13 protein-coding genes are annotated in these 12,904 nt (G+C 42.5%); 5 read left to right on the top strand and 8 right to left on the bottom strand.

Going from position 1 to position 12,904, the window contains the following annotated elements; genetic code table 11:
* Nucleotides 1-310 precede the first annotated feature (310 nt).
* Entirely contained in the window at nucleotides 311-922 is a 612-nt protein-coding gene (locus RDK53_RS04105; protein WP_308513418.1) for a response regulator, read from the bottom strand.
* Nucleotides 919-2,658: a PhnD/SsuA/transferrin family substrate-binding protein gene (locus RDK53_RS04100; protein ID WP_308513416.1), complete on the bottom strand. Its 1,740-nt coding sequence runs from the start codon at nucleotides 2,656-2,658 to the stop codon at nucleotides 919-921. The genes RDK53_RS04105 and RDK53_RS04100 overlap by 4 nt, the downstream gene beginning before the upstream one ends.
* Before the next feature lie 288 nt (nucleotides 2,659-2,946).
* Between RDK53_RS04100 and RDK53_RS04095 the strand changes: the two genes are divergently transcribed.
* Together RDK53_RS04095 and RDK53_RS04090 are read left to right on the top strand one after the other, a co-directional pair.
* Nucleotides 2,947-4,437, top strand: a complete 1,491-nt coding sequence (locus RDK53_RS04095; protein WP_308513415.1) for an FAD-dependent oxidoreductase — start codon at nucleotides 2,947-2,949, stop codon at nucleotides 4,435-4,437.
* Nucleotides 4,438-4,452: 15 nt separating this feature from the next.
* On the top strand, nucleotides 4,453-4,791 hold the full coding sequence (locus RDK53_RS04090) for a cytochrome c3 family protein (RefSeq protein ID WP_084081463.1): 339 nt from the start codon (nucleotides 4,453-4,455) through the stop codon (nucleotides 4,789-4,791).
* A gap of 139 nt (nucleotides 4,792-4,930) precedes the next feature.
* Here RDK53_RS04090 and RDK53_RS04085 read toward each other — a convergent pair whose 3' ends face one another.
* Nucleotides 4,931-5,386 carry a hypothetical protein gene (locus RDK53_RS04085; RefSeq protein WP_066592499.1) on the bottom strand — a complete coding sequence of 152 codons (456 nt, stop codon included), beginning with the start codon at nucleotides 5,384-5,386 and terminating at the stop codon, nucleotides 4,931-4,933.
* A 182-nt stretch (nucleotides 5,387-5,568) separates the two neighbouring features.
* On the opposite strand from RDK53_RS04085, the gene RDK53_RS04080 reads away from it, so the two are divergent.
* Nucleotides 5,569-6,147, top strand: a complete 579-nt coding sequence (locus tag RDK53_RS04080; protein WP_308513414.1) for a hypothetical protein — start codon at nucleotides 5,569-5,571, stop codon at nucleotides 6,145-6,147.
* 21 nt (nucleotides 6,148-6,168) lie between these two features.
* Entirely contained in the window at nucleotides 6,169-7,002 is an 834-nt protein-coding gene (locus tag RDK53_RS04075) for a hypothetical protein (RefSeq protein ID WP_308513413.1), read from the top strand.
* Here the strand turns inward: RDK53_RS04075 and RDK53_RS04070 are convergent.
* The 4 genes from RDK53_RS04070 to RDK53_RS04055 all read right to left on the bottom strand — a co-directional run bounded on the left by RDK53_RS04070 (nucleotide 6,999) and on the right by RDK53_RS04055 (nucleotide 9,950).
* The gene (locus tag RDK53_RS04070) at nucleotides 6,999-7,280 is read right to left on the bottom strand and encodes a 4Fe-4S ferredoxin (protein ID WP_066592511.1); all 282 of its coding nucleotides are present in this window, start codon (nucleotides 7,278-7,280) and stop codon (nucleotides 6,999-7,001) included. The genes RDK53_RS04075 and RDK53_RS04070 overlap by 4 nt on opposite strands.
* A gap of 102 nt (nucleotides 7,281-7,382) precedes the next feature.
* Nucleotides 7,383-7,889 (bottom strand): dihydrofolate reductase, encoded by a 507-nt coding sequence (locus RDK53_RS04065; RefSeq protein WP_308513412.1) that lies wholly within the window; start codon nucleotides 7,887-7,889, stop codon nucleotides 7,383-7,385.
* A 9-nt stretch (nucleotides 7,890-7,898) separates the two neighbouring features.
* Nucleotides 7,899-8,699: a thymidylate synthase gene (gene thyA / locus RDK53_RS04060; protein ID WP_308513411.1), complete on the bottom strand. Its 801-nt coding sequence runs from the start codon at nucleotides 8,697-8,699 to the stop codon at nucleotides 7,899-7,901.
* A gap of 45 nt (nucleotides 8,700-8,744) precedes the next feature.
* Nucleotides 8,745-9,950: an amidohydrolase gene (locus RDK53_RS04055; protein ID WP_308513410.1), complete on the bottom strand. Its 1,206-nt coding sequence runs from the start codon at nucleotides 9,948-9,950 to the stop codon at nucleotides 8,745-8,747.
* Between the two features lie 225 nt (nucleotides 9,951-10,175).
* Here RDK53_RS04055 and moaA point away from each other — a divergent pair, with 225 nt between their 5' ends.
* On the top strand, nucleotides 10,176-11,282 hold the full coding sequence (moaA, locus tag RDK53_RS04050; protein WP_308513409.1) for a GTP 3',8-cyclase MoaA: 1,107 nt from the start codon (nucleotides 10,176-10,178) through the stop codon (nucleotides 11,280-11,282).
* A gap of 68 nt (nucleotides 11,283-11,350) precedes the next feature.
* Here moaA and RDK53_RS04045 read toward each other — a convergent pair whose 3' ends face one another.
* Complete coding sequence (locus RDK53_RS04045) at nucleotides 11,351-12,862, bottom strand: aldehyde dehydrogenase family protein (RefSeq protein WP_308513408.1); 1,512 nt, start codon at nucleotides 12,860-12,862, stop codon at nucleotides 11,351-11,353.
* Nucleotides 12,863-12,904: the final 42 nt, after the last annotated feature.

Below are 12,904 nucleotides of genomic sequence, written 5' to 3'. Positions count from 1 at the left end.
GAAAATATTTCAGCCCCTCATTTTATTTTTCTACCCTTCAGAAGTAAGACAATAAAATACAATGATCATGTTCTCAACTTGCGGATTTGCTCCCAGCTAGAACTGATACAGACACTTAGCCTTAAGAATTTGGACTACCGGGCCTTTATCCCCGCCTCCAATTGAGTAGTTCAAACCTAAGACATGTCAGTGATCTTACTTTTGAGTCCCGTCCGTGCTTATCTTCCTTATTAAAACTTATAAAACTTCAATAGGTTAAGACTTACCATTTGTCTACATAAAAACAGGATCTTCGGCACAGTAAGCTCTTTTAGAAATGATATTTTTCAACGACTTTGGAAATTTCAACCTGAGATCGAATTCCAAGTTTTTTACATAATGAACCTCGGTGGATTTGAACGGTTTTTTCCGAAATACCCAGCTTAAGCCCCGCTGCTCGGTTAGAAGATCCGTCGGCCAATGCTTTGGCCACTTCTTTTTCTCGTTGGGTTAAAGAGTCTACCTTTTCCTTTTCACGCAGACTAAGTGTCTGAGCCTCTACTCTTTGGGCATCTTTTTCACAAGCCCTTTCTAAGCTCTCCACCAGCCGCTCAACTTCTACCGGCTTTTCAAGAAAATCTACAGCTCCTTTTCTAACGGCCAAAACTGCCATATCAATTGTGCCGTGGCCGGAACAAAACACAATAGGAAGTTCATTCTTCGTTTCTTTCAATAGTTCTTGAAGTTCGAGCCCGCTCATCTCCGGCATTCTGACATCCAGCAAAATACAACCCATCGGATGCGGATCGTCTTTTTCCAGAAACTCTTTGGCGCTGTTATAGGTAACGACATCGCATCCCAGACTATTCAACAAGAATTTCCAGGATTCCAACATCGCCGGATCATCGTCAATGATTCTTATTTTTGCTAAAGGACTTATCAATTTTGTTCCTCAAATTTTGGAAGACTTAATATGACGAATAACCTTCCGGATTCATCTTTTTGAAACTCTAAACGGCCTCCGTTTGCCTCCGCCACCCGTTTTACAATGGCAAGACCAAGGCCAAGACCGTTCTGTTTACTGCTCTTAAAAAGAGTTCCTAAATTTTTAAAAGTTTCTTCATCGATCTCCGGAGCATTGTCAGAAATCTTTAATTCAACCCGAGAATCCTCCGTAAGTTCTATAGTGATTTCCGGCTTTTTAACTTCGGCACAAGCGTCCGCAGCATTTTTCAACAAGTTATAAACGGAAAGTTCTAAATCCGTCGGCTCTGCCTGAACAACAACTTCTTTCTTAGGCAGTTTTAATGAAACTTTTACATGCCGTTGGGCAGTCTGGTTCAAGTATGTCAAGGCCTTATGAATTAACTGGTTGAAATTAACCGACCGAACTTGAGGCTTTTCCTGCTTGGCATAACTTCTGACCCTTTGAATAATTGCGTTGGCTCTTACGGTCTGCGTCTCAATCTGTGTGAGTGCGGTCAGAATATTTTTTGCATCAAGCTTTCCTGTCTTTGACTGGACTTTCAGACCCTGAAGGTAATTCATGATGATAGTCAGAGGCTGTTTGAGCTCATGGCCGATCATGCTGGACATTAAACCAATCAGACCAACCTTCTGCATATTGTTTAATTTCAGCGTTGTTTCGTTGAAAGTCTTTTGGATCTCTTTTAATTCTTTTGTCCGCTTTTCAATCAAGTAGTTAGATCGGATCGAGTGACTAATCAGTCCGGCAACAATCAACGCTAAGAGGATTAAAACATCGGCATGCTCCTGAAGTTTCCGGAAAAAGAATTTTCGAGACAAACTGCCGTACTGTTCTGCATTCAAAGTTTGCAAAAGAGCATGAGAAGCGGAAAGGTTTCCTCCTGCCGTCCAGATATAACCATTCTCCGCGGGCATTTCCAAGAGAGTCTTTAAAATTAAACGGTTAAGATAGGGATCCGCCTCTGCCGTTGCTGCAAAAATAGTTCCCAAGTACAAATCCGTACTGCTCTTGCAGTTCATGACTGGAAAATCTTTTAAGTTAACAACCCTTAGTTGGCTCTCCACTTCGTAATTGGGATGCTCTTCTAAATAACAGGTCCTCACTACCCCGATATCAGCCTCTTTTGAGAGGACTTTCTCAATCACTGTTTTATGCTTACCGTCACCATACTCAACAGATTTGAAGAATTCTCGAGGCTGATGGCCACTTTTGGCAATCTCTCCTAAAAGACTTAAATACGTAAAAGTATCATTTTGACTTGGAACGAAGAGAGATTTTTCTTGCAGATCAGAAAGCGTGTGGATATTAGAGTCTCTTCTGACAACAATAGTTGCGCCTTCGCCATAAGTTGGAGAAGAAGTACGAGGATTCCATAGAACTGCAATTCTCGCTGCCGTTTGACCTCCGGAAGACGCCGAAACTGAAGTGTAAAAAAGAGAGTTGGAAATAAAATAATCAACCTTGTTTTCGGTAACGGCTTTCTTTAGCTCTTCTGCCGGTAAAGAAACATGCTTGATTTCGTACTTCCCTTTAAGCTCGGAAGAAAGGTAGCTTAGAGTACTGTCTAATGCCGTAACTCCTAAAGTGTCTTCGCTCCATGGCAAAGAAGCTACCGTTATTACCGGAAGCGCATAAACCGCACTGCTTAGGACTAAGACCGTAAATGCAATACAAGGCTTTAAAACTTTCATCAAATAATTACTCAGAAAATTATCCTTTCTTTCTGATTTTAACCAAGGCCTTTCTTTTGAATATTGCCAATACTACTGATTGATCACTCTAAAAAGCTCACCTCTTCCAAATCTCATTATTGTTCTGATTCTTACGCTTCAAAACTTGGCTTTCCTTGTTAATGGAGATAGCTCAACATGATCTAGGATATTTATCCTATAGGGTCGAGGATAGAATTCTTAACAATCCTTAAGCAAATGCTTACTGGTTTGAGAAACAAAACATTCTTTTGGAAATAGGAGAATTCAATGTCCAAGCAATTTTCGCGTCGCGGTATGCTCAAAACTTCTTTCTTTGGAAGCTTAGCCGCCGGCCTTGCTACATTTGCCGGCACAAGCCAAGCTGCTGAACCAAAGAAGGACGAAAAAGAAGTCTATGACGCCATTATTTTAGGCGCCGGTCCTGCCGGTCTCGTTACTGCTATTGCAGCCAAACAAGCCGGAGCCAAAAAAGTCGTTGTGTTCGAAAAGAAAGATCGTCCTGACGGCAACGCTATCTTTGCTTTGGGCTCCGTTTGCGGTTGGGGCGCCCGCCATCAGAAAGAACAAGGTATCCAAGATACAGCTGAAGCCTTCTACGCCATGATGATGGATGTTTCCAAACAAATGGGCGATCCGGCTTTGAACAAAGTCTATACCGATCACATTCCTGCTGATATCGATTGGTTGGAACAGGATATCGGCGTTAAATTCAAAAAAATTCGTCCGATGCCTTATCCACGTCTCGGCCGTACTTGCCGTGTAGATGGTGAAGGCCTCACAGGCGGTGCACAATTGGTTAAGAAACTGTTGGCTGCCGCTCAAAAGAATGGCGTTGAAGTTAAGTTCGAGCACAAAGGTATTGAACTTCTTCACGATGACAAGATGAATGTCACAGGCGTCAAGATTCAAACTCCTGAAGGTCAAAAAGAATTCTTGTCCAAAGGCGGTGTAGCCATCGCTACAGGCGGATTCTCCGCTAACCCCGAAATGGTTGACAAATATATCGGCGGATGGGCAACCCGCATGGTTTTGAGAGGTTCGAAATCCACCACCGGTGAAAATATTTCCCTGACAATGCCTTTGTACACAAAGTTCGTTAATATGGACCAATTCCACTCCGGTCCTATCGTTAAAGAAACTCACGTCAACCCGGCCGACGTTCTTAACAGCGGATATGGCATTCAAGTCACAACAAGCGGTGATCGCTACATGGACGAAAACAACACCTATGTTATTAAGGCCAGAACAACCGCTCAAAAGACTCTTGACAATAAGGCATGGGTTATCGTTGACTCAACCTGCCCGGTCCTTGAAGGCGTGGTCGCAAAATTCGATCGCTTGAACAGCCCGTATGGAAAAGCCGACACAATTGAAGCGCTCGCTAAACAAGTCGGACTTCCGGAAAAGAAGATCGTAAAAGCTGTCGAAGACTATAACAACGCAGTCAAGAACAGCACACTTGATAAACTTACACCTCCTAACACCTACAAGAAGCCGCACCTCATCGAAAAAGGACCTTTCTACGCTATTCCGTTGAACGGCGGTATGACTGCAACTTTCGGAGGTCCGTTGATCAATACCAAGGCTGAAATCCAGAACTTAGACGGAAAATCTATCCCTGGTCTCTATGCAGTTGGCAACTCTGCAGGCGGTATCTTCTTCCATAACTATGCCGGCGGTGCTCAGTTAGGCGCTGCTACGGTGTTCGGAAGAATTGCGGGTAAAGAAATGGCTCAGAGAGCAAGTCAAGCAAAATAATACGTGAGGAATAACATGAAAAAACTTCTTATTGCCGCTCTTGCATTAACAATCGGTTCTTGCATGTCTGTTACTTTTGCTGCTGAAGCAAAAACATTAGAGCAAGCCCATGGAGCCATGTGGCCAAAAAGCCAAAACGGCTATGTCACTAAATACCAGTGCATGCAATGCCACGGTGACTATGACAAATTAGGTCAGCAAACTGCAAACCTTGTTCCAAATCCTCATAAGAGCCATTTAGGTCAAGTTAATTGTGAAGATTGTCATAAAGCCAATCAGTCTAAGCCGGTCCTCATGTGCAATGAATGCCACAATTTCACAATTAAGAAAGCCGCACCGGAAGCTAAAAAATAATAGTTTCTAAAGCACAACGCCCGGAATACTTTTTCCGGGCTTTTCTTTTGGCAGTTAAATCTAAACTCTAATTTCTTTGAATTTAACCCTGCCGTCTCAAGGATGCTTTTGACTCTTAAGAACAGCACCGGATTCCGGCTTATCTAATCTTTTTGAAGAAGCCGTCCAAAACTTCCCCGGCCTTCATTACATTCAAACTGCCCTGATCTGTGATTTTCGGGAAAATAGAATCGAGTTTACTTCCCATCTCGTCTTTGGCTAGTCTCAAAGCCAAATCAGAACCTGCCTCTTTAAAACCGTCTTTTGTTTCATAGAGAGCAACTTTCGCCATTTCTTTTCCGCATCTCTCCGTTACGATGCTTGTCATGACAGCCTTGCCCTTTGCTTCAATGTCTTTGATTTTTTGAGCCGGAATCACAGTCACTTCTTTAGCAGCTTTTGTTTTTCCTAATGAAACAAATGCCCACTGAGTCAATATCTTTTTATCTTGAGAATTTAGATTGTTATAGGCACAGTCACTCAACTGTTGGGCATACTGACCTGCAAAAGCTGCTTGAGAAAACAAGGCAGCAATTAAAAAAAGCTTCTTCACCATAGAAAATTTTCCATTAAAAGTTTTTTGATTCTATATTTCTTGAGAGGTCTAAACTCAGAATTTCTTTTCCTATAAAGCAAGATCGCTCAAACTGAACTTACACCCTGGTAACCTTATGTAAAAACTGATATCGTAGGAGGGTAAACCTCTTACCAATTTGTAGATTTAAAGAAGGAACTTGTATGGCTCAATTATCAAAAAAAGAATGGTTAACTAAATTAATTGCAGCTGCTAAAGAAGTTGGAAATGCTAACCCTTGGGCACTTGGATTTGTGGCTTATGATGATTTGCGTGCCAAAATTCAAGGCCCGCTCAAAGTCTCAGGACAACAATGGTATGCCACCCATCAAAATGATCCGATGGGTATGAACGATCCGCTCGCTGTGCCTGATGACGCAGATCTCAAGGTCTTTGTTAAAGATGTATTCGACAACCTAGTATCTACCGGGGGAGAACATTTCTGGGTCATACCGACTGAAGCTTTGGCCGATGTTTTGAAATATCTCATGAGCCACCCTCGCTTTAGAGGCAATCTTTTGGACATGGATGATGAAGATCCGTGGGATATGCCGAGCATTAACTTTGAAAATATTTGTGCAACCGCAGAAAACCAATTCTTAAGCAATCAGCCGATTAACGTTGTCTTTGAATATAAAGACGCTGATACCGGACTTGTTGTTCACAGAGTTACCTTAAATGAAAAAGATTTCTGGTACTTTGTTGACGAACAGCAAATGAAGATTGCCGATAGAAAGTGGTAATTTTTACTTGGAACTAGAGAAATGGAGCAGTCTCTGACGAAAAAGATATTGAAGGTTTGTGCAGCCTCCCTGCTGGCAGTGTCCTCCTTTTCTTATTCGTCCCCTGCTCCCTACCAGCTTTCTCCCTTGGAAAATTACCTCATTAAGTCCTTTGCTTGGGAACAATACGAGAGCTTTGTTAATACCGGGGCGTCTACTCTTTTTGAAAATCCGAAGGTCTATTACTTCAGTGCAGGCTCATTGGCTAAAAACGTTTTAAAAAATCCAACCGAATTTATTCAAAAATACAAAGGACAGAAGGTCTTCGTTGAAGGAGTCCTGTCCCGTTACTCTCCCTCTAAATCCACTTTTGTCTTTGATACTTCTGATAATAAGTTCATCATCAATATCAAAATGGGAGAGGATCACAACACGGAAACCCATCCCTCTTTGCGGAAAAATTTCTACTGTCAGGTAGCCCATGCAAAGAAAAACGAAATAATTCTTGAAAATTGCATTACAGGATTGGATTACCAGAAAGTCAAGATTAGTGAAATAGAACAAGGAATCAAGAATTTTCTTTCGGGTAAAGATAAAACAAATCCGAATATGCCGACTTATGCGATGCTCGCCTATATGGCTTTAGTTTCAGCCAAACTTCTTCCTTCTCACTCTTGCTGTCAAGCAGCCGCAATTGATGAAGGGCCGCAGACGACAGCGGATATACGGGCTTGTAATCAGGAAGTCACTACTCTCTGGCAGAACAACTCACAATTTGAGAATTTCAATGAAGCAATGGACTCCGTAGAGCGAGATCTGATGCGCCACGGAGCCGATTTAAATATGGTGAGGAAAGCTGCCTCTTTAATGGATTAAGCCAAACGATTGGCTTCGATCTCTTCGTCAGTCTTATTGAGCATAATTTTCTCAATTTCTCTGCTGTTAAGACCGCTGCCTTTGTCGCCTTCAAAAACTGTCTCACGTACTTTTGCCTTGATTTCTGCTTGGGCAGGAGACGAATTTGCCTTTTCGATGTAAATCTTGATCAAATCCAAAATACCTTCTTCGGCATTGTCATAATGGCGAAGAACACAGTTAATGAAGTCTTTCTTTAAATCACTGTCGATTAATATCGACATTTTTTCAAGTGCCATTTTCTTCCTTCAAAATAATCCAGTCCGATCTACGGATTACAGAATATTTTATTCTTTTGAAAAGATTCTTCTTTTAGAAATAACCACTAAGAAAACCTGAAATCAATACGAGGTGTTTCTAATTCTCTCTAACCGCATGAATTTATAAGGAAGAGTCTCCTTTTCCGTTGCGGGATGATCTTCTTCCCACACAATTTTCCAATCTTCCTCAGACAAAGAATCGAAGTACGCATCGCCGTCAAAGTCTTGATCAATTTGGGTGAGCCAGACAGTGTCAGCTAGTGGAAGCGCTTGTTTATAAATACTTGCACCTCCGATAATCATCACGGTGTCGTTAGAAGAAAAGAGTTTAATGGCTTCCTCGATACTTCCGACAACCTCAGCCCCTTCAGCGGAATAAGAGGGATTACTCGTAATAACCACGTTTCTTCTTCCCGGCAAAGGTCTGCCGATAGATTCCCAAGTTTTCCTTCCCATAATGATAGGAAGTCCCATGGTTGTCTGCTTAAAAAACTTAAGGTCTTCAGGAAGACGCCATGGAAGCATTCCGCGGTTACCTATTACGCCGTTTCGGCTTCTGGCGACAATCATACTAATATGGGGCTTCACGTTTTCCTCCTAAACAGCCACCGGCGCTTTGATTGCTGGATAAGGATCATAGCCGACAATCTCGAAATCTTCGAACTTGTAGTCGAAGATGGAATCCGGCTTTCTCTTGATAACTAGCTGAGGAGCTTCTCGAGGCGAGCGGGAAAGCTGCTCCTTCACTTGCTCTATGTGATTATCGTAAATATGGCAATCTCCTCCGGTCCAAACAAAATCGCCGACTTTCAAATCACATTGCTGGGCAACCATATGAGTTAATAAAGAATAGCTTGCGATATTAAAAGGAACACCCAAGAAAATGTCGCAGCTTCTTTGATAAAGCTGACAGGACAGGCGTCCTTGAGCAACGTAAAACTGGAAAAACATATGACACGGAGGCAAATGCATTTTAGGCACTTCTCCCACGTTCCAGGCACTAACGACTAGTCTCCTGGAGTCCGGATTAGTCTTGATTTGCTGGATGACATTTGCAATTTGGTCCACTGTTTTACCATCGGCTGTCGGCCAGGATCTCCATTGGACTCCGTAGACCGGGCCTAACTCACCGTTTTCATCTGCCCACTCATCCCAAATAGTAACTTTGTTCTCACGCAGATAGGCTATGTTGGATTCTCCCTTTAAGAACCATAACAGTTCATGAATGATTGAGCGCAGATGAAGCTTCTTGGTCGTAACCAGAGGAAAGCCTTCTTCGAGATTAAACCTCATTTGATAGCCGAAAACTGATCTTGTCCCGGTTCCCGTGCGATCGGATTTAGGAACTCCGTTCCTTAAAACAAAATCTTCTAGCTGCTCATACTGATTAAAGATCATTTTCGGCTCTCCCGGAGAGCCCCCTAAAGGCTCTCCTATTTAAATTTATTTAGATAAAGCTGCGAGTCTGGACTTCACAATATTTACAAACAAAGTGGAAGCCAGCGGTAAAACCTCATCGTTAAAGTCAAATAACGGATTATGGATGGAAACCTGATGGTTTTCATCTCGGACGCCAACTCTAATAATACTTCCCGGAATTTTTTCCTGATAGACGCTGAAGTCTTCACTGCTCATAAAAGGAGTCATGTCTTTAACCACATTTTCTTCTCCGACAAGCTTAAGTGCCTCTTCGATACCTGCTTTTGTGCAAACCTCTGCATTATTTAAAGAAGAAATCAAACGAATATATTGGAAATTAACTTTCAAACCATGAGCTTGTGCAATGCCTTCTGCCATTCTCTTCATGTTTTCTTCCAGAAGATCTCTTACTGCGGGAGAGAAAGTTCTTACGGTGCCCCCGAGACTAGCGTCTCCGGGAACGACGTTGTAAGTGTCCTTTCTTCCGGCATTCATGGAGCAAATAGACAACACTGCCGGCTCTAATGGATCGACTTTTCGAGAAATGATAGATTGATATGCGTTATAAAGTTCAGCAAGCGCAGGAAGAGGATCTATACCTTTGTGAGGTCTGCCTCCGTGAGTTCCAACTCCCGTAAACTCAACCAAGAAGCTATCTGATGAGGCTTGCAAATGTCCTACTTTGAAACCGAAGGAGCCTTTATCCAAGAACGGTTCGTCATGGCCTCCGTAGATTTCTTTAACGTCATACTTTTCTAAAATGCCTGCTTTAACAATTGCAGTAGCTCCTAAGCCAATTTCTTCTGCCGGCTGGAAAATAAATACCACACGTCCCGGGAAATCACGGTGTGCGGAGAGGTAAGTTGCAGTACCAAGCATCCAAGTTTGGTGACCGTCGTGACCACATGCGTGAGCTTTTCCTGCAAAGGTGCTCTTCCAAGGATTGGAAGTGGAATCCGGCATTGGAAGTGCGTCAATATCCGCACGCAAAGCTACGGTAACCCCAGGCTGATTCCCGGTTAGGACAGCAATCACGGAACCTTTGACCGTTGTTGTATCAATCTCAGTGATTCCATGTCTTTGCAGGAAAGCTACAATTTTTTCAACTGTTCTGTCAGTATCAAAGCCTAATTCCGGATGAGCATGCACGTCTCTTCTGTGTTCTTTTAATTCTTCGTACAAGGCCAGAATCTCCGGATAGCACCTTGCTTTCATTACTGGTTCACTCATTATCTTTCTCCCATCTGAATTCTTTTTTAATACAAGTCTTGCAAGTATAGTGGAGAAGGTTCAAATGAGGAATATAAATAAAAGGAACGAAAGCTAGGACTTAGTGAAGAGATAAAAACGTACTCAAACTGAAAAGCTTTTTCACTTTTTCCTCAACCAACCGGAGTATTTTCAAAAGTCTTGGCTATAAATATAATTGTCTCTTCAATTAGGCAATCATTTTTAATGAAAAAAAGCAAAATAATACCGATTAAGCCTGAGTCTAAAACTATTCCGTTAAGCGGAACCATCAGCAAAAAAGACTCTCACTGGGTTGACAGACGAGGCAGACCGTTACGTGACTTACGAATCTCGGTCACGGACAGATGCAACTTTCGTTGTCGATATTGCATGCCTAAAGAGAAATTCGAAAAAGATCATTCCTTTCTGGCTCACACCGAACTTCTGACTTTTGAAGAACTAGAAAGAGTCGCCAAAATTTTTATTAAGAACGGCGTTGAGAAAATTCGTCTGACCGGCGGAGAACCTTTGCTTAGAAAAGGCATAGAGAACTTAGTCGCAAAACTTTCCTCTCTGAAGACTTGGAACGGTAAAAATTTAGATGTTGCTATTACAACCAATGGCTCGGCCTTAACAAAAAAAGCAAAAGCATTAGCTGAAGCCGGTTTAAAAAGGATTACCGTTTCTCTCGACAGCATGGACCCCGAGGTCTTCATGAAATTGAACGACGTGGGCTTTCCTCTCGAAAAAGTTCTCGAAGGCATTAAGGCTGCCGAGGAAGCAGGAATCCCGAGTATCAAGATAAATGTTGTCGTTAAAAAAGGCGTCAATGACGACAAGCTTTTAGATATTGTCAAGTATTTCAAAGGAACTAAAGTAATTGTCCGTTTCATTGAATTTATGGACGTTGGCGCAACTAACGGCTGGAGAATGGATGATGTTATCCCCTCCAAAGCTATTGTTGAACACATCAACAATGTCTACCCTGTTGAACCTTTAGATCCGAACTACACCGGAGAAGTCGCTACCCGCTGGAGATTCAAAGATGACGGCGGAGAAATAGGCTTCATTTCTTCAGTCAGTGAGCCTTTCTGCAAAGAGTGCTCCCGCATGAGACTTTCCGTTGACGGAAAAATCTATAACTGTCTTTTTGCCACTACAGGGTTCGATATTCGCCAGATGCTTCGCGGAGGCGCAACCGATGAAGAGATTGAGGAAGCTATCGGACGTATTTGGTCGGCAAGAGAAGACCATTACTCGGAAATTCGAACTTCTGAAACCGTCAAGGAACGTAAGAAGAATAAGATTGAAATGTCTTATATCGGCGGTTAGTTCGAAAACATAAGTCTTTTGAATTAAAAAGTTTTTCATCAAGTCCGGCTTGGCGCCGGACTTATCATTTACTCGTCCTGCTCCTTATCTTTCTTCAGCAAGATAGAAAGCATGGACTTCCCCTGGATCATTGATTTCACAATAGAGTGAGCCTTTTCAGAATAAGGCGGATTAAACATATCCACAAAATTCAGTTTGCTCTGATAGAACACAGACTTAAGATTGGAAAAGCTTTCAAAGCCTGCCTTTCCCATGTAGCGGCCCATTCCGGACTGTCCCACTCCGCCGAACGGCAGATTGTGACTGACCGCGTGCAAAATCGTATCGTTTACCGTTATGCCTCCGCATGGCACCGTGGAGACGATGTTTTTCACTCTCTTCTTATTGTTATCAAACCAATACATCGCTAAAGGATGAGGTCTGGAATTGATAAAGTCGACCGCCTCCCCTATGTCATCATCGGGATAGGCAATGACCGGCAAAATAGGCCCGAAAATCTCTTCGCTCATTACTTCGATATCAGGCGGCGGATTGAGAACTATCTGTGGTCCAAGCTTTCTCGTCTTCAAATCGAACTGATCTCCTAAAAATAGAGATTCCACTTTAGATGTCTGAGACGCTTCCTGCAGCTGATTGAGTAAAGATTCAAATCGGCTTTGAGAGACGATCGAAGTGTAGGACGGATCTGCTAAGCCTGCCGGATAGAGTTTTCTTGCTTCTTTTCTGCAAATATCCACAAAATTTCTAACGCGTCTGCGCTCTATAAGAACATAATCGGGAGCTATGCAAGTCTGGCCGGAATTTAAGAGCTTACCGACCATAATCCTCTCTACAGCTGCATCTAAAGGATAATTCGGAGCAATAACCGCCGGAGACTTTCCCCCTAACTCCAAAGTTACCGGTGTCAAATTTTTTGCCGCAGCTTGTGCAACCTTTCTGCCAACTTGAGTTGAGCCGATAAACAGCAAATGATCAAAAGGAAGTTCTGCAAAACGGGAAGAAATATCGCTTTCGCCCAAGACTACATATAGTTCGTTGGGCATGAAGTATTTTTGTACAAGTTCTTCTATTAAGGAAGAAAACACCGGAGTCGTCTCAGACAACTTTAACATGCACAAATTACCGGCAGCAAATGCCTGCGCAACTGAACCAATAGAGAGAAAGAGAGGATAGTTCCATGGTGCAATGATTCCGACTACTCCCTTCGGCTGAAAGATTACTTCCTCACTTCCCGGAAGCAAATACGGATCGGGGACAAAGGAACGAGGCTTCATCCATTTTTCGGCATTCTTCTTCAAATATCGGATCTGAGAAAGGGTCGGGAAAATATCCAACATATCCGTGACGAAAGCATCTCTGCATCCAAAATCCGTATAAATCGCAGCTTCAATCCTTTCCTTGTTTTCTAAAATCATATTTTCCAATCTGTCTAATCGGACAAATCTGTCTTTCCAAGCCGGATTTGGCTTTAATAAAACAGAATGCTTCATAGACATGAAAACTTCATTCATGGTTGCGGCGGCTTCCTCGAGGTCAATAATGAGAGGAATTTGGACTGATGTGTCTGTTTGAGGCTGCATTTTTCGGGAAAACTCTATTTCTTTCTTGACTAAATTCTAAAC

This window comes from uncultured Turicimonas sp., assembly GCF_902477955.1.
Classification (GTDB): domain Bacteria; phylum Pseudomonadota; class Gammaproteobacteria; order Burkholderiales; family Burkholderiaceae_F; genus Turicimonas.
The sequence above is the reverse complement of the archived record's forward strand: the minus strand, read 5'-3'. Positions and strand labels throughout refer to the sequence as shown.

Coding starts and splice junctions, on each gene's coding strand:
- thyA (WP_308513411.1), bottom strand. CDS start 8,699: ATGATCTTTAATCAGTATGAGCAGCTAGAAGATTTTGTTTTAAGGAAC.
- RDK53_RS04075 (WP_308513413.1), top strand. CDS start 6,169: ATGGAGCAGTCTCTGACGAAAAAGATATTGAAGGTTTGTGCAGCCTCC.
- RDK53_RS04080 (WP_308513414.1), top strand. CDS start 5,569: ATGGCTCAATTATCAAAAAAAGAATGGTTAACTAAATTAATTGCAGCT.
- RDK53_RS04055 (WP_308513410.1), bottom strand. CDS start 9,950: ATGAGTGAACCAGTAATGAAAGCAAGGTGCTATCCGGAGATTCTGGCC.
- RDK53_RS04100 (WP_308513416.1), bottom strand. CDS start 2,658: ATGAAAGTTTTAAAGCCTTGTATTGCATTTACGGTCTTAGTCCTAAGC.
- moaA (WP_308513409.1), top strand. CDS start 10,176: ATGAAAAAAAGCAAAATAATACCGATTAAGCCTGAGTCTAAAACTATT.
- RDK53_RS04045 (WP_308513408.1), bottom strand. CDS start 12,862: ATGCAGCCTCAAACAGACACATCAGTCCAAATTCCTCTCATTATTGAC.
- RDK53_RS04095 (WP_308513415.1), top strand. CDS start 2,947: ATGTCCAAGCAATTTTCGCGTCGCGGTATGCTCAAAACTTCTTTCTTT.
- RDK53_RS04090 (WP_084081463.1), top strand. CDS start 4,453: ATGAAAAAACTTCTTATTGCCGCTCTTGCATTAACAATCGGTTCTTGC.
- RDK53_RS04070 (WP_066592511.1), bottom strand. CDS start 7,280: ATGGCACTTGAAAAAATGTCGATATTAATCGACAGTGATTTAAAGAAA.
- RDK53_RS04085 (WP_066592499.1), bottom strand. CDS start 5,386: ATGGTGAAGAAGCTTTTTTTAATTGCTGCCTTGTTTTCTCAAGCAGCT.